16 protein-coding genes and 1 riboswitch are annotated in these 14,843 nt (G+C 67.3%); of the genes, 12 read left to right on the top strand and 4 right to left on the bottom strand.

Annotated elements, in window-relative coordinates:
• Nucleotides 1-33 precede the first annotated feature (33 nt).
• The 3 genes from mnmE to J2W23_RS17825 all read left to right on the top strand — a co-directional run bounded on the left by mnmE (nucleotide 34) and on the right by J2W23_RS17825 (nucleotide 3,034).
• Nucleotides 34-1,446: a tRNA uridine-5-carboxymethylaminomethyl(34) synthesis GTPase MnmE gene (mnmE, locus tag J2W23_RS17835; RefSeq protein ID WP_307649662.1), complete on the top strand. Its 1,413-nt coding sequence runs from the start codon at nucleotides 34-36 to the stop codon at nucleotides 1,444-1,446.
• A gap of 100 nt (nucleotides 1,447-1,546) precedes the next feature.
• Entirely contained in the window at nucleotides 1,547-2,008 is a 462-nt protein-coding gene (locus J2W23_RS17830; RefSeq protein WP_307649661.1) for a Crp/Fnr family transcriptional regulator, read from the top strand.
• A gap of 90 nt (nucleotides 2,009-2,098) precedes the next feature.
• Complete coding sequence (locus J2W23_RS17825) at nucleotides 2,099-3,034, top strand: zinc-ribbon domain-containing protein (protein ID WP_307649660.1); 936 nt, start codon at nucleotides 2,099-2,101, stop codon at nucleotides 3,032-3,034.
• A 123-nt stretch (nucleotides 3,035-3,157) separates the two neighbouring features.
• Here J2W23_RS17825 and J2W23_RS17820 read toward each other — a convergent pair whose 3' ends face one another.
• Complete coding sequence (locus tag J2W23_RS17820) at nucleotides 3,158-5,143, bottom strand: monovalent cation:proton antiporter family protein (protein WP_176661134.1); 1,986 nt, start codon at nucleotides 5,141-5,143, stop codon at nucleotides 3,158-3,160.
• Nucleotides 5,144-5,301: 158 nt separating this feature from the next.
• Between J2W23_RS17820 and J2W23_RS17815 the strand changes: the two genes are divergently transcribed.
• Genes J2W23_RS17815 through J2W23_RS17800 form a run of 4 tightly spaced genes read left to right on the top strand, consistent with a single transcriptional unit; the run spans nucleotide 5,302 to nucleotide 8,313 of the window.
• Nucleotides 5,302-6,303 (top strand): KpsF/GutQ family sugar-phosphate isomerase, encoded by a 1,002-nt coding sequence (locus J2W23_RS17815; protein ID WP_176661135.1) that lies wholly within the window; start codon nucleotides 5,302-5,304, stop codon nucleotides 6,301-6,303.
• Nucleotides 6,303-6,851, top strand: a complete 549-nt coding sequence (locus J2W23_RS17810; RefSeq protein WP_176661136.1) for a KdsC family phosphatase — start codon at nucleotides 6,303-6,305, stop codon at nucleotides 6,849-6,851. The genes J2W23_RS17815 and J2W23_RS17810 overlap by 1 nt, the downstream gene beginning before the upstream one ends.
• Nucleotides 6,848-7,501 carry an LPS export ABC transporter periplasmic protein LptC gene (lptC, locus tag J2W23_RS17805; RefSeq protein WP_307649659.1) on the top strand — a complete coding sequence of 218 codons (654 nt, stop codon included), beginning with the start codon at nucleotides 6,848-6,850 and terminating at the stop codon, nucleotides 7,499-7,501. Before J2W23_RS17810 ends, lptC begins: the two co-directional genes overlap by 4 nt.
• Before the next feature lie 23 nt (nucleotides 7,502-7,524).
• A complete protein-coding gene (locus J2W23_RS17800; RefSeq protein ID WP_176661138.1) occupies nucleotides 7,525-8,313 on the top strand; it encodes an SDR family oxidoreductase in 789 nt (262 codons plus the stop codon).
• 68 nt (nucleotides 8,314-8,381) lie between these two features.
• On the opposite strand, the gene J2W23_RS17795 is transcribed toward J2W23_RS17800, so the two are convergent.
• Nucleotides 8,382-8,936 (bottom strand): RNA recognition motif domain-containing protein, encoded by a 555-nt coding sequence (locus J2W23_RS17795; RefSeq protein WP_307649658.1) that lies wholly within the window; start codon nucleotides 8,934-8,936, stop codon nucleotides 8,382-8,384.
• 260 nt (nucleotides 8,937-9,196) lie between these two features.
• Nucleotides 9,197-9,382: riboswitch (yybP-ykoY riboswitch) on the top strand.
• 9 nt (nucleotides 9,383-9,391) lie between these two features.
• Here J2W23_RS17795 and J2W23_RS17790 point away from each other — a divergent pair.
• The 4 genes from J2W23_RS17790 (at nucleotide 9,392) to J2W23_RS17775 (ending at nucleotide 12,501) form a co-directional block, all read left to right on the top strand.
• Nucleotides 9,392-9,955 (top strand): TMEM165/GDT1 family protein, encoded by a 564-nt coding sequence (locus J2W23_RS17790; RefSeq protein ID WP_307649656.1) that lies wholly within the window; start codon nucleotides 9,392-9,394, stop codon nucleotides 9,953-9,955.
• Nucleotides 9,956-10,078: 123 nt separating this feature from the next.
• On the top strand, nucleotides 10,079-11,236 hold the full coding sequence (metX, locus tag J2W23_RS17785; RefSeq protein WP_307649655.1) for a homoserine O-succinyltransferase MetX: 1,158 nt from the start codon (nucleotides 10,079-10,081) through the stop codon (nucleotides 11,234-11,236).
• Complete coding sequence (metW, locus tag J2W23_RS17780; protein WP_176661142.1) at nucleotides 11,233-11,820, top strand: methionine biosynthesis protein MetW; 588 nt, start codon at nucleotides 11,233-11,235, stop codon at nucleotides 11,818-11,820. The genes metX and metW overlap by 4 nt, the downstream gene beginning before the upstream one ends.
• Nucleotides 11,821-11,913: 93 nt before the next feature.
• Complete coding sequence (locus tag J2W23_RS17775) at nucleotides 11,914-12,501, top strand: IMPACT family protein (protein ID WP_307649654.1); 588 nt, start codon at nucleotides 11,914-11,916, stop codon at nucleotides 12,499-12,501.
• Here the strand turns inward: J2W23_RS17775 and J2W23_RS17770 are convergent.
• Complete coding sequence (locus J2W23_RS17770; RefSeq protein WP_307649653.1) at nucleotides 12,446-13,372, bottom strand: ion transporter; 927 nt, start codon at nucleotides 13,370-13,372, stop codon at nucleotides 12,446-12,448. The two genes, J2W23_RS17775 and J2W23_RS17770, sit on opposite strands and share 56 nt — an antisense overlap.
• Before the next feature lie 134 nt (nucleotides 13,373-13,506).
• Here J2W23_RS17770 and J2W23_RS17765 point away from each other — a divergent pair, with 134 nt between their 5' ends.
• The gene (locus J2W23_RS17765; protein ID WP_307649652.1) at nucleotides 13,507-14,028 is read left to right on the top strand and encodes a bactofilin family protein; all 522 of its coding nucleotides are present in this window, start codon (nucleotides 13,507-13,509) and stop codon (nucleotides 14,026-14,028) included.
• On the opposite strand, the gene J2W23_RS17760 is transcribed toward J2W23_RS17765, so the two are convergent.
• The gene (locus J2W23_RS17760) at nucleotides 14,025-14,819 is read right to left on the bottom strand and encodes a DUF72 domain-containing protein (RefSeq protein ID WP_307649651.1); all 795 of its coding nucleotides are present in this window, start codon (nucleotides 14,817-14,819) and stop codon (nucleotides 14,025-14,027) included. The two genes, J2W23_RS17765 and J2W23_RS17760, sit on opposite strands and share 4 nt — an antisense overlap.
• Between the last annotated feature and the right edge of the window lie 24 nt (nucleotides 14,820-14,843).

Raw genomic sequence — 14,843 nt, 5'->3', positions numbered from 1 at the left:
TTTCCTTTTTGCTGAAAGAATCGCGCTCTTGCCATGACCTTTGCCCGCACCACCGATCCCATCGTCGCCATCGCCACCGCCTCGGGGCGCGGGGCGGTGGGCATCGTGCGGGTGTCCGGCGCCCGGCTGGCGCCGTTGATCGATGCGATCTGCGGGCGCGCGCTCAAGCCGCGCGAAGCGACGTATCTGCCGTTCCGGGATGCCGATGGCGAGCCGGTCGATCACGGGCTGGCGATCCACTTTCCTTCGCCGAACTCCTTTACCGGCGAAGACGTGCTCGAGCTGCAAGCCCACGGCGGCACGGTCGTGCTGCAGTTGCTGCTGGCGCGCTGCCTCGAAGCCGCCGCGGAAGCCGATCCGGTGACCGGGCGTCCGCGCCTTGCCGGTCTCCGTGTGGCGGAGCCGGGTGAATTCAGCCAGCGCGCCTTCCTCAACGGCAAGATCGACCTGGCCCAGGCCGAGGCCATCGCCGACCTCATCGACGCCAGCACCGAGGCCGCCGCGCGCAGTGCCGGGCGTTCGCTCTCGGGCGAGTTCTCGCGCGAGATCCACACGCTGCGCGATGCGCTGATCCACCTGCGGATGCTGGTCGAGGCGACGCTCGACTTCCCGGAAGAGGAAATCGATTTCCTGCAAAAGGCCGATGCCGCCGGGCAACTCGCGAAGCTGCAGTCGCAACTCGCCGCCGTTCAGCAGCGCGCCAAACAGGGCGCCCTGCTGCGCGAAGGCATCAAGGTCGTCATCGCGGGCCAGCCGAATGCGGGCAAGAGCTCCCTGCTCAATGCCCTGGCCGGCGCCGAGCTCGCCATCGTGAGCGCGGTGGCAGGCACCACGCGCGACGTGGTCTCGCAGACGATCCAGATCCACGGCGTTCCGCTGCATGTGGCCGACACCGCGGGCCTGCGCGAAAGCAGCGACGAGGTCGAACAGATCGGGGTAGCACGCGCCTGGGGCCAGATCGAAAGCGCCGATGCCGTGCTGTTCCTGCACGACCTGACGCGTGCCGACCAGCCGGACTACGCGGCCGCCGACGCCGAGATCCTGCGCGGGCTCCAAGGCAAGCTGCCCGCGAGCGTGCCGGTGCTCGATGTCTGGAACAAGCAGGACGCCGCGCCGACGTCCGTTGCCCCTGCCCGGGGCATCGCGCTGTCGGCGAAGACCGGGCTCGGCATCGAGGTCCTGCGCGACCAGTTGCTGGCGATGGCCGGCTGGCAGTCGGTGCCCGAAGGCGTTTACCTCGCGCGGGCGCGCCATGTGCAGGCACTCGGCCGGGTCGAGATGCACCTCGCGCTGGCCGCGAGCCACCTTGCGGCTCAGGCCCAGCTGCTCGATCTGCTGGCCGAGGAGCTGCGCCTGGCGCAGAACGCCCTGAACGAGATCACCGGGGAGTTCGGCGCCGACGATCTGCTGGGTGTCATCTTTTCGCGCTTCTGTATCGGGAAATAGCGACACATGGCGACGCGTCGCCCGGCGAAACGTAAACACTTGTAGCCGAAACGCGTGGCCTTCGCGATACTTCAACCCACATGCGGGGGTCGAAGAAAAAATGTCCATCCAGAACCTGAGCCGCGCCATCGCGGAAAACACGAGCTCCGACGCTTTTGCGTTGACGTTCACCGTCCAGCAATGGGACACGGTGGCAGGTTACCTGCAGCCCATCGACACCGCCGTCGGCGACGTGCTGATCGAGCAGAACACGCCCGATCGCTCCGTGTTCTTCGTGGAAAGCGGCGCCATCAGCGTGCACCGCGTCAGCAGCAAGGAACAGATGCGCCTTGCCGTGCTCACGCCCGGCTCGGTGGTGGGCGAAGGCGCTTTCTTCTCGCGCCAGCCGCACGCGGCCAATGTGGTCGTGACCGGCGCGGGACGGGTCTGGCGCCTCACGGCGATCCGCTTTGCCGAAATGTCGAACCGCCAGCCCAACATGGCACTGGAGATCGCGATGGCGCTCGGCGCCGTGATCGCCAAGCGCATGGCGCACCGTTCCAAGCGTGTGGCGGTGACCTGAAGGCGACCGAACCCGCCGCCAGATCCGATCCGCAGGCCGCACCCGCAGCAAGTTTTGTTTTCGATCCCGAGAGTAGTCAGTAAGTAAGCCATGGCCTCGATCTGTCCGGTCTGCAGCACGGAAAACCGTGAGAGCGCGAATTTCTGCAAGAGCTGTGGCACGACGCTGTCCGCAACGGCCAGCCGTATTCCTCCTCCCCCCAGCCCGGACGGCCAGGCCGACCGCGAATGGGCCACCACCGCACCAGCCCAGTTGCGGGCGCCGACGATTCCGGCGCCGCTGTTCGATCTGCCCGAGCCTGCGCCGTCCTCGCGCAGCTTTTTCGGCAAGGCGCCCGCTGCTGCGCCTGGGGATGAGCGCACCGTGATCCTGGCGTCCGGCCAGGCGGCCGCGTCGGCATCTCCCTCCGGTGGACGGTCCGAGCGGAAGCGCTCGCGGGTCAAGGTGCCCCGGCCGCCCGAGCCCCCCGAACCGCCGCTGCGTCCGCGCGGCTTCGTGCTCTGGCTGGGCCTGCTGGTGGTCGCGGTGGTGATGGTCGTCGCCGGGTGGTATGGCTATGGCTCGCGCAAGGCGGCCGAGCCGGTCGAGGCACCTCCGCCGCCTGCCGCTGCGCCTGCACCGACGCCGGCCGTCGCCGCACCGCCAGCCGCCGAGCCTCCGCCTGCCGAGCCCGCTGCGACACCGGAGGCGCCGGCCGCGGAGGTCCCCGCGGCGGAAGCGACGCCCGCTGCGCCGGTGGCCGCGCTTAAGCCTGCCGCCAAGCCGCGCAAGCAGGCGACCGCCGTACCCCAGGCCGCGACCCCGGAAGCGCCAGCACCTGCTGCCGCGGCGGCACCGCCGCCACCGGCCCCAGCCGCTCCGTCCGAGCCGCAGGCCCTGTGCGGCGACCGCAACTTCATCGCCAAGGCCCAGTGCATGGCGACGCAATGCCTCAAGCCCGAGTTCAAGGCCCATGCGCAGTGCGAAGCGGTGCGGCGCCAGCAGCGCATCGAAGAAGAAAAGCGCAACCCCACCCTGGTCAATTAGCTCGGGTACCGAGTTCGCCTCCAGGTGGCGCGGCACTTCCGTGTCCGCTTTGCCCACTTTCTACCGGGAGCAATGCCTGAGACCCGGCGAAGCCGGTTTCCCCGGTATTCCTGAAGGGGGACGTCAGCCCTTTTGAAGACGCTCGATCGCGATGGCCAGGGCCGTGGGTTTGCCGGAGAGCACCAGCGTGTCGCCATCCGTCAGCACAGTCTCGCCGGTGGGCACGCGGGCCTGGCCGTCTTGGCGGCGCAGGGTGGCGACGCGCACGCCCAGCGTGTCCAGCGCCAGTTGCTCGAGGGTGTGGCCGATGGCACGAGAGCCGGGGGTCAGAGTGAAGCTGTTGAGCCGCTCGTGGTCGATCTCGTCGGAGGTGTCGTCATCGGCGCCGTGGAAGTAGCCGCGCAGCAGGTTGTAGCGCGCGTCGCGCTGGTCCTGCACCACGCGGATCACGCGCCGCATCGGCACGCCGACCAGCGCCAGCGCATGGCTCGCGAGCATCAGCGAACCTTCGATGGCCTCGGGCACCACCTCGGTTGCGCCGGCGGCCTGCAATTTCTCGAGGTCGTGGTCGTCCTGGGTGCGCACGATCACCGGCACATGGGCTGCGTGGGCCCGGGTGTTGGCGAGCACCTTCATCGCACCAGGCACGTCGAGATACGTCACGACCACCGCGCTGGCGCGCGCGAGGCCGGCGGCCATCAGCGCCTGCAGCCGCGCCGCGTCGCCGAACACCACCGAGTCGCCGGCGGCGGCGGCCTGGCGCACGCGGTCGGGGTCGAGGTCCAGCGCCATGTACGGAATGCCTTCGCGCTCCAGGATGCGCGCCAGGTTCTGCCCGCAGCGCCCGTACCCGCAGATGATCACGTGCCTGGCGGTGTTGATGGTCTTGCGCGCGATGCTCGTCATCTGCAGCGACTGCTGCAGCCAGTCGCTGGCCACCAGCTTCCGCACGATGGCGTTGCTGTACATGATGATGAACGGCGTCGCGAGCATCGACAGCACCATCGAGGCCAGCACCGGGTTCGCGAGCCAGGGCGGCAGCAGGCTGCGGTCTTGCGCGAGCGTCAGCAGCACGAAGCCGAACTCGCCGGCCTGCGCAAGATAGAGGCCGGTGCGCAGCGACACGCCCGAGGTCGCCCCCAGCACCCGCGCCAGCACCGTCACCAGCGCCAGCTTGAAGAAGAGCGGCACCAGCAGCAGCACGGCCACCAGCAGCCAGCGGTCGACCACGATGTGCCAGTCGAGCGACATGCCCACCGTGATGAAGAAGAGCCCCAGCAGCACGTCGTGGAACGGGCGGATGTCGGTCTCGACCTGGTGCTTGTATTCGGTCTCCGAGACCAGCATGCCGGCGATGAATGCGCCCAGCGCGAGGCTCAGGCCGGCCAGCTCCGTGAGCCAGGCCAGGCCCAGCGTGATCAGCAACACGTTCAGGATGAAGAGCTCCTCGCTGCGCCGCCGGGCGACGAGCGTGAGCCACCAGCGCATCACGCGCGGGCCGCCGTAGAGCAGCAGGCCGATCAGCACGGTCGCCTTCACCAGCGCGAGACCGAGCGCCTTGGCCAATGCCTCGGGCGGTGCGCCGAGTGCGGGAATCAGCACCAGCAGCGGCACCACCGCCAAGTCCTGGAACAGCAGCACGCCCATCACGCGCTTGCCGTGTTCGCTCTCGAGTTCGAGCCGCTCGGCCATCAGCTTGACCACGATGGCGGTACTGCTCATGGTGAGTGCGCCCGAGAGCGCCAGTGCCGTCTGCCAACCCAGGCGCCAGGCCGGCGGCAGTTGCGTGGCGATGACGAGGGCGCCGGCCGTGGCGATCGCCATCGTCAGCAGCACCTGCAGCAGGCCCAGCCCGAACACGTGCTTGCGCATCGCCCGCAGCTTGGGCAGGCTGAACTCGAGCCCGATCACGAACATGAGGAACACCACGCCGAATTCGCCCAGGTGCCGGATGCCTTCGGAGTTCTGCGCCAACGCCAGTGCATGCGGTCCGATCAGCACGCCGGCCGAGAGGTACCCCAGCATCGGCGGCAGCTTGAGCGACCGGCAGACCACCACGCCGATCACCGCGGCCAGCAGGTACAACAGCGTGAGATCGAAGGAAGACATGGGCGCCGATGCTAGAGCAAGAGCCGTGCGCGCGCGGTCTGAAGGAAACGATGCGAGCGCCGCCGGGCCGCCCCAAGGCGCGAGCGGCCCCCCCCGGGGGCAGCGAGGACACGCAGTGCCGAGCGTGGGGGCAACACTCTGCCCCGTAAAATCCGGCAATGAGTTCCCGCCCCGCCCCGGCCCCCGTGGTCGACCCCGAAGCCATCCTCGCTCGGGCACGACTGACCTTCGACATCGAAGCCGAAGCCGTCCTCGGTCTGAAGACCCGCGTCGGCCCCAGCTTCGTCGACGCCGTGCGCAAGATCCTCGAAGTGCGCGGCCGCGTGGTCGTGATGGGCATGGGCAAGAGCGGCCACGTCGGCCGCAAGATCGCCGCCACCCTCGCCTCCACCGGCACGCCGGCGATGTTCGTGCATCCGGCCGAGGCCAGCCATGGCGACCTGGGCATGATCAAGGCGGTCGACCTGGTGCTGGCCATCTCCAACAGCGGCGAGGTCGAGGAACTGACCGTGATCCTGCCCGTGGTCAAGCGCCAGGGCGTTCCGCTGATCGCCATCACCGGCCGCGCCGATTCGACGCTCGGGCGCCATGCCGACATCGTGCTCGACGCGGGCGTCTCCAAGGAAGCCTGTCCTCTCAACCTCGCCCCCACCGCGAGCACCACCGCCCAGATGGCGATGGGCGACGCGCTGGCCGTGGCGCTGCTCGATGCGCGCGGCTTCGGCTCCGAGGACTTCGCGCGCTCGCATCCGGGCGGCGCGCTGGGACGCAAGCTGCTCACGCATGTGAGCGACGTGATGCGCTCGGGCACCGAGGTGCCGCGCGTCGCACCCACTGCGTCGCTGAGCGAGCTGATGCGCGAGATGAGCTCCAAGGGGCTCGGCGCCACGGCGGTGGTCGATGCCGAGGGCCGCGCGATCGGCATCTTTACCGACGGCGACCTGCGCCGGAAGGTCGAGACCGGCGCCGACCTGCGCGCCCTCACGGCCGCCGACGTCATGCACCGTGGTCCCCGCACGCTGCGCGCCGATGCACTGGCCGTCGAGGCGGCCGAGCTGATGGAAAACCACCGCATCACCAGCGTGCTGGTGGTCGACGCGGCGGGCCTCCTCGTCGGCGCGCTGAGCATCAACGACCTGATGCGCGCGAAGGTCATCTGATGCCGCTCGCGTTCCAGGCCGAAACATTGCTCGCCGCACAGGATGTCCGCATCGTCTTCTTCGACATCGATGGCGTGCTGACCGACGGCGGCGTCTACTTCACCGAGCACGGCGAAACGCTCAAGCGCTTCAGCATCCTGGACGGTTACGGCCTCAAGCTGCTGCGCCTTGCGGGCATCGTGCCGGCCGTGATCACGGGGCGCGATTCCAAGCCGCTGCGCGTGCGGCTCGAGGCGCTCGGCATCGAGCATGTGCGCTACGGCACAGAGGACAAATTGCCCGCGGCCGAAGCCATGCTCGAGCAACTCGGCTTCACCTGGGCGCAGGCCGCAGCCATCGGCGACGACTGGCCCGACCTTCCAGTGCTCACCCGTGTCGGTTTTGCCGCGGCGCCGGCCAATGCGCACGTCGAAGTGCGCGGCATCGCGCGCTACGTCACCCAGGCGCGCGGCGGCGAAGGCGCGGCGCGCGAATTCTGCGACCTGCTGCTCACGGCCTGCGGCCAGTACCGCCACCTGCTCGACGCCGCGCGAGGCCCGAACCCATGAATCAATTGAAAAGCGCATGGGACCGAGTGCGCGACGTGCTCGACCGCGCGACGATCTACCTGCCGATCATCTTGACGGCGGGCGTGGCGCTCGGCACCTACTGGTTGGTGCGCAACGCGCCCAAGCTGCTGGAGCCCACCGCCAAGGCGGCGCCCACGCACGAGCCCGACTATTTCATGCGCGACTTCGTGATCAAGAACTTCCTGCCCAACGGCGACCTGCGCAGCGAACTGCACGGCAAGGAAGGCCGGCACTACCCGGACACCGACACTGTCGAAGTCGACGATGTGAACATGCGTTCCGTCTCGCCGCAGGGCTACACGACACGCTCGACGGCCAATCGAGGGATCTCGAATTCGGACGGCAGCGAGATCCAGCTGTTCGGCAACGCGGTCGTCATTCGCGACCCATCCGTGGGCGCCAATGGCAAGCCCACGCCGCGCCTGGAGTTCCGCGGCGAATTCCTGCATGCCTACCTCGACACCGAGCGGGTGACGTCGAACCAGCCGGTCACGCTGATCCGCGGCACCGACCAGTTCACCGCCGACAACCTCGACTACGACAACCTGAGCGGCGTGGCCAACCTGACCGGCCGGGTGCGCGGGCTGCTGGTGCCGTCGGCCACCACCCCGGGCGGCAAGCCGCGCTGAAGAAGAAAAGAAAAAACTCACGCATGAACACCCCGTCGTCCCCGCTGGTTTTCATCACCGGCGCATCGAGCGGCATCGGCCAGGCGCTGGCGGCGAGTTTCTACGACGCGGGCTACCGCCTGGCGCTGGTTGCCCGGCGTACCGGGGAGATCGAAGCCTGGGCAACGGGGCGTCAACTGGACACGAGCCGCTACCAGATCTATAGCGCCGACGTGGCGCAGACGGACAGCATCGTGGCCGCCGGCACCGCCTGCATCGAACGCCAGGGCCTGCCCGACGTGGTGATCGCCAATGCGGGCATCAGCGTGGGCATCGACACCGCGGAGCGCGAAGACATCGACGTGATGGCGCGGACCTTTGCGACCAACAACGTCGGCTTGATGGCCACTTTCCATCCGTTCGTGGCGGCGATGCGGCGGCGCGGCAGCGGGCGGCTGGTCGGCATCGCGAGCGTCGCGGCCATCCGCGGACTGCCGGGGCACGGCGCGTACTGCGCGAGCAAGGCCGGCGTGGTCGCGTACTGCGAGAGCCTGCGCGGCGAGCTGCACAAGAGCGGCGTCGAAGTCGTCACGCTCTGTCCGGGCTATATCGACACGCCGCTCACGCAGGGCAACCGCTACGGCATGCCTTTCCTCATGAAGGCCGAGGACTTTGCCGACCAGGCGCTGCGCGCCATCGAGGCGGGTACGAGCTATCGCGTGATTCCCTGGCAGATGGGCGTGATCGCCAAGATCATGCGCATGCTGCCCAACGCCCTGCTCGATCGCGCCGTGCAAGGCCGCGAACGCAAGAAACGCAGCGGCGAAAGCTGAAGCCAGGTTGGCGATTCCCCAATGAAAAAGGCTCCTTCAGGAGCCTTTTGTCTTTGTGCGCGCAGGGTTCAGTAGCCGCTGTTGCCACCGCCGCCGTAGCCACCGCCACCGCCGGAGCGACCACCGCCGCCACCGCCACGGGGGCCTGCGCCGTAGGGGCTGCGGAAACCGCCATCGCCACCACCGCCGCCGCCGCCACCGGAGCGGCCACCGCCACCACCGTAGCCGCCACCACCGGAACGGCCGCCGCCGCCGCTGCGATCGCCACCACCACCGTAGCCGCCACCGCCGCCGCCGTAGCCTCCGCCACCACCGCCGCCATAACCACCACCGCCGCCGCCGTAGCCGCCACCACCGCTGCGCGGGGGACGTGCTTCCATCGGACGTGCTTCGTTGACGACGACGCTGCGGCCGCCCAGGGGCTGGCCATTCATGCCGTTGATGGCAGCTTGCGCTTCGGCGTCACTGCCCATCTCGACGAAGCCGAAGCCCTTCGAGCGACCGGTGTCGCGTTCCATCATGACTTTGGCGCTGGTCACTGCGCCGAACTGCCCGAATGCCTGTTCGAGATCACCGTCGCGCACCGAGTAAGGCAGGTTGCCGACGTACAGTTTGTTGCCCATCAAGGGACTCCTATAAACACATCAAGAAAAGCGATGGAGTCCCGAAAGCATCACTCAAACGAGAGCCGTCGAGTCGCGCGAAACTGACCGATCACCGAACTACCCCCCGACCAAAATGAAGAGGGAGGCTCGTGCATTATGGGTGAAATATCCAAAAAGCAAGCGAGAAATTGCTTCTTGGAGTAGCACTTGTCAAAAGCTTCGAAAGCTAGCGCACGCTTACTGAACAGAATGAGGTGATTGGCGTTACAGGTACAATCCGCCCCGTCATTGGGGAGTAGCCGCCTTCCGTTTTTCGAGAAGGGCCCGCGTCAACAGACTTGTCCTGCCCCACAGGACATGGCGCGTGCAGTGAACACACCTGGCGAGACCTTTGACCGTGCAACTTCGGGAATATGGCCGAAGGTGTTGCACGGTCAATTGCGTCCTTCGGCCCAAGGAACCCCACGTTCATCATGGAAGCTTTTCTCGTAGCAACGGGCGTCGTCGCGCTCGCGGAAATGGGCGACAAGACCCAGCTCCTGGCCCTTCTTCTGGCCGCCCGGTTCAGAAAACCCTGGCCGATCGTCCTCGGCATCTTCGCCGCCACCATCGTCAACCATGCCCTGGCAGGTGCCGTCGGCAACTACATCACGCGCTGGCTCGGCCCCGAGGTGCTGCGCTGGATCCTCGGCGGCTCGTTCATCGCGATGGCCGTCTGGATGCTGATTCCCGACAAGCTCGACGATGACGACGCCCCCGGCGCCTCGCACTTCGGCGTCTTCGGCACCACGCTGATCGCGTTCTTCCTGGCCGAGATGGGCGACAAGACCCAGATCGCCACCGTCATGCTCGCCGCCCGCTTCACGCAGGACTACGTGTGGGTGGTCGTCGGCACCACGCTCGGGATGATGCTGGCCAATGCGCCGGTCGTGTGGCTCGGCGACAAGATCATGCGGCGCGTGCCGATCAAGCTCGTGCACGGCATTTCGGCGGCGATCTTCCTGGTGCTGGGCATCGTGATGATCGTCGGCTGGTAATCCGACGGGGCGATATACTGCCCCCTGCGCCGATTTGCTACAGCTTGCGGGCGCTTTATAAATTCAGCTAAAGACGGCTACCGGAACCCGGCTCGTTTTTGGCGAGGCCGGGTTTTTTCATTCATGTCGTCACCTCCTTTGGTCGTCTCTCCGCAGTCGATGCAGTTCGCAGGCCCGCTGGCCCTGCGCAGCGGTGCATCGATCAGCGACTACACGCTCGCCTACGAAACCTACGGCACTCTCAATGCCGACCGAAGCAACGCGGTGCTGGTCTGCCATGCGCTGAATGCCTCGCACCACGTCGCGGGTGTCTACGAAGGCCAGGCCCGCTCCGAGGGTTGGTGGGACAACATGGTCGGCCCTGGCAAGCCGGTCGACACCGACCGCTTCTTCGTGATCGGCGTCAACAACCTCGGCTCCTGCTTCGGCTCGACCGGCCCGATGCACGTCAACCCCGCGACCGGCCGCGTCTACGGTGCCGACTTCCCGGTGGTCACGGTCGAAGACTGGGTCGATGCGCAAGCCGTGCTGCTCGATGCGCTGGGCATCCGGACGCTCGCGGCCGTGATGGGCGGCAGCCTCGGCGGCATGCAGGCGCTCTCGTGGACGCTGCAGTACCCCGACCGCGTGCGCCACGCCGTGGTGGTGGCCAGCGCCCCCAACCTCACGGCCGAGAACATCGCCTTCAACGAAGTGGCGCGCCGTGCCATCGTGACCGACCCTGATTTCCACGGCGGCCATTTCTACGAACACGGCGTGATCCCCAAGCGGGGCCTTCGCATCGCGCGGATGATCGGCCACATCACGTACCTGAGCGACGACGTGATGAACGAGAAGTTCGGGCGCATCCTGCGCAGCGCCGTCGAAGGCGAGGCAGCGGGGCTGGACTATCGCTACTCGACGCAGGACGTCGAGTTCCAGATCGAGAGCTACCTGCGCTACCAGGGCGACAAGTTCAGCGAGTACTTCGACGCCAACACCTACCTCTTGATCACCCGCGCGCTCGATTACTTCGACCCCGCGCGCAGCTACGGCGGCCAGCTCAGCACCGCGCTCGCGAAGGCCACGGCCAAGTTCCTGCTCGTGAGCTTCAAGACCGACTGGCGCTTCTCGCCCGCGCGCAGCCGCGAACTGGTGAAGGCGCTGCTCGACAACCGCCGCAACGTGAGCTACGCCGAGATCGACGCGCCGCACGGCCACGACGCCTTCCTGCTCGACGACGTGCGCTACATCGGCGTGGTGCGCTCGTATTTCGAGCGCGTCGCGAAGGAATTCCAATGAGCGACCTCGACAACCAGAAACTGATCGCCGCGCTCGTGCCCGAAGGGTCGCGCGTGCTCGACCTCGGCTGCGGCGACGGCGCCCTGCTCGACCTGCTCCAGCGTGAGCGCGGCTGCACCGGCTACGGCGTGGAAATCGCCGACGGCAACGTGCTGCAGTGCATCCGCCGCGGCGTCGACGTGATCCAGCTGAACCTGGACGAAGGCCTCGCGATGTTCGACGACGCCTCCTTCGACGTGGTGCTGCAGATCGACACCTTGCAGCACCTGCGCAATGCCGAGGTGATGCTGCGCGAGACCGCGCGCGTCGGCCGCATCGGCATCGTCGCCTTCCCCAATTTCGCGCACTGGCCCAATCGCCTGAGTGTGGCGCGCGGCCGCATGCCGGTGACACGCCGCCTGCCCTACCAGTGGTATGACACACCCAACATCCGCGTGGGCACGTTCAAGGACTTCGAGGTGCTGGCCGGCAAGAACAACCTGCGCGTGCTCGATGCCTTCGGCCTGCAGGATGGGCGCGACGTGCGCTGGCTGCCGAACGCGCGCGCCAGCACGGCGGTCTTCAAGTTCGAGCGGGGCGGCTGAGGGAGGGCTGCGTCGCATGCACGCCGCGCCGGGCCGCCCCCAGCAAGCTCGCTCCCGCTTGGCGGCAAGGCGCGCAGCGCCAAGGGTGCACCAATGAGCTTCACGCTGGCGCAACCGGTTCACAGCGAACTGGTCATCAAGAAGAGCCGGTTCATCGGCTGCGTGCAGCCGGTGGCGGACCGCGCAACGGCATTGGCCGTCGTCGCATCGCTGCGCGCCGAACATCCCGCGGCTGCGCACGTGTGCTGGGCCCTGATGGCGGGCGGTCAATCGGCTGCCAACGACGACGGCGAACCCGGCGGCACGGCCGGTCGCCCCATGCTGGAAGTGCTGCGCCATCAACAGATCGAAGGCTCGCTCGCGACCGTGGTGCGCTATTTCGGCGGCGTGAAGCTGGGCGCCGGCGGCCTCGTCCGCGCCTACACCGATGCCATCGCGCAGGCCCTGCTCGGCGCCACGCTCGTGCCGCTGGTGCGGCAACGCAGCCTGCGCTGCGCCGTACCCTACGCGCTTGAAGGACTGGTGCGGCGCGAGATGGCGGCTGTCGGTGCGGTGCTCGAAGCCGTGCAGCACGCTGACGACGTGCGCTTCGCCTTCACGCTCCCCGAGCCCGAGGCGAACGCCTTCATCGTCCGCCTCGACGATGCTGCGCAAGGGCGCGTCGTCTGGCAGCCGGCGTAAGCCGTCGCGGCGGCATGGCAGGCGGCGGCGTCATCGCGAGGATGCCGCGCCCGGCCATGGGCACCACGTCGTCGTCGGGTCCGCGGCGCGCCATCTCGGCCGTCACGATGCCGGTGGGCACGGCGAGCACGCCCCAGCCCAGCAGCATCATCACCGAGGCGATCGCGCGGCCCAGGTCGGTCTTGGGCACGAGGTCGCCGAAACCCACCGTGGCCATCGTCGAGATGGCCCAGTAGATCGCCACCGGAATGCTCGTGAAGCCGTGCACCGGCCCTTCGACCACGTACATCAGCGTGCCCATCACCAGCACCACCAGCATCACGAAGCCGACGAACACGGTGATCTTCCGGCGGCTCGCCGCGACGGCCGAGACCAGCGCGCGGTACTCCGCCGAATAACGCGACAGCTTGAAGATCCGGAACACGCGCAGGAGCCGCAGGATGCGCACGTCGATCAGGTAGGCGAACTCCGGCGCAAGCGCCACGAGAAAGGTCGGCAGCAGCGCGAGCAGGTCGATCACGCCATAGAAGCTGGTGGCATAGCGCAGGGGCCGCTTCACGCAGGCCAGCCGCCCGATGTATTCGAGCGTGAAGAGCCCGGTGAAGACCCATTCGAGCACGCCGAACACATGGCCCGCGCGCAGGTGGATCGCCTGCACGCTGTCGAGGATCACCACCGCCACGCTGGTCACGATCACGGCGATGAGGATCAGGTCGAACAGGCGGCCCAGCCGCGATTCGGACTCGAAGATCACCGAGAACAACGCGCGCCGCCAGCCGTCGGCCGGCTTGCCGAAGCGGGCGTCGCCCACCGCCGAATCAGCGGCCAGGTGAATGGGGGACGTGGCGGTGCTTTGCAAGGGGGTCGTCATCTTCCGTCGTTTCGGGTCTACTGTCAGGCCATTGTCGAGGCGCATGGTCTTATTCGGTTACGCCTCTTGCGCAATGAAGTGCGGCACGCCGTAAGTGCGTTCTTACGATAGTCCCTTTCTTGAGGAGCTCCCCATTGGCTACACAGTCCCCCTTCTTCGGCAAGCGCGATCGTGACACCGACTCGTTGACATCCCGCCCCGCACCGCTGGTCGGTTCGGGCACCAATCTGTCGGGCACGCCCGTCAATCCTTCCTCGTTGACCGCGCAGCAAGGTGGCCTCGCCGCAGCGGCAGCAGCACCCGCCGTCAAGGAAGGCGGCAGCAAGCTCACCGTCGGCCCGAACATCAAGCTCAAGGGCGTCGAGATCACCGATTGCGACACGCTCGTGGTCGAAGGCCTGGTCGAAGCGACCATGGACTCGCGTCTGATGCAGATCGCCGAACAGGGCGAGTTCAAGGGTTCGGCCGAAATCGACATCGCAGAAATCCGCGGCATCTTCGACGGCAACCTCACGGTGCGCGAGAAGCTCGTGATTCATTCGACCGGCAAGGTCACCGGCAAGATCCGCTACGGCAAGATCGTGATCGAGGAAGGCGGCCAGCTTTCCGGCGAGATCAGCTTCGGCGCCAAGCCTGCCCTGCAAGCGGCAGCCTAAGCCCCCTCGGGGGGCTTCCACCCCAGGCGCTCCAGCAATGCACCGGCCGCGGCCGGTGCTCTTTCTTTTGCGCCATTGATGAAGTAGACGAACACGTCGCGCTTCTTCGGCGATTCGGTCCAGTCCTGTGCGCGCTCGGCCCAGGTATCGAGCGCCTTCGGCCCATAACCCGTCTTGAGCTTCGCGTCGGCCATCATGAGCCGCGCATAGGCGACGTCGCCTTCGGGCTCCTCGAACGACGGAAACTTGTCCGCGTCGGTGAACACGGTCGAGACCTTGTGCTTCCTGGCGAGCGCCTTGTACGCGGGTGTGATGAAGCTCTCGTGCCGCACGTCCATCACGTGGCGCAGCACGCGGCTGCCTTCCTTCTTCGGCAGCAGCGCGAGAAACGCCTCGAAGTCTTCCGCGTCGAACTGCTTGGTCGGCATGAACTGCCAGACGATCGGCCCGAGCTTGTCGCCGAGTTCGCTCACGCCGCTGTCGATGAAGCGCTTGATCGATTCGCCCGCGGTCGCCAGCACCTTGCGGTTGGTCGTGAAGCGCGAGGCTTTCATAGAGAACACGAAGTCTTCCGGCGTGTCGTCGCGCCACTTGCGGAAGGTCTCGGGCTTGAAGGTGCTGTAGTAGGTGCCGTTGATCTCGATGGCGCTCACGTGGCGGCTCGCGTAGTTCAACTCCTTGGCCTGCGCGAGGCCCTTGGGATAGAAGTTGTCGCGCCAGGGTTCGTAGGTCCAGCCGCCGATGCCGACCTTGATGTTCGTCTTGCTCCGAGTCGATGTTGCCTTGCTCACATTGCGCTCCGGGTTGAGATCGCC

Source organism: Variovorax boronicumulans, assembly GCF_030812215.1.
Lineage (GTDB): Bacteria > Pseudomonadota > Gammaproteobacteria > Burkholderiales > Burkholderiaceae_C > Variovorax > Variovorax boronicumulans_C.
This window is presented reverse-complemented; position numbering and strand designations above follow the sequence as displayed.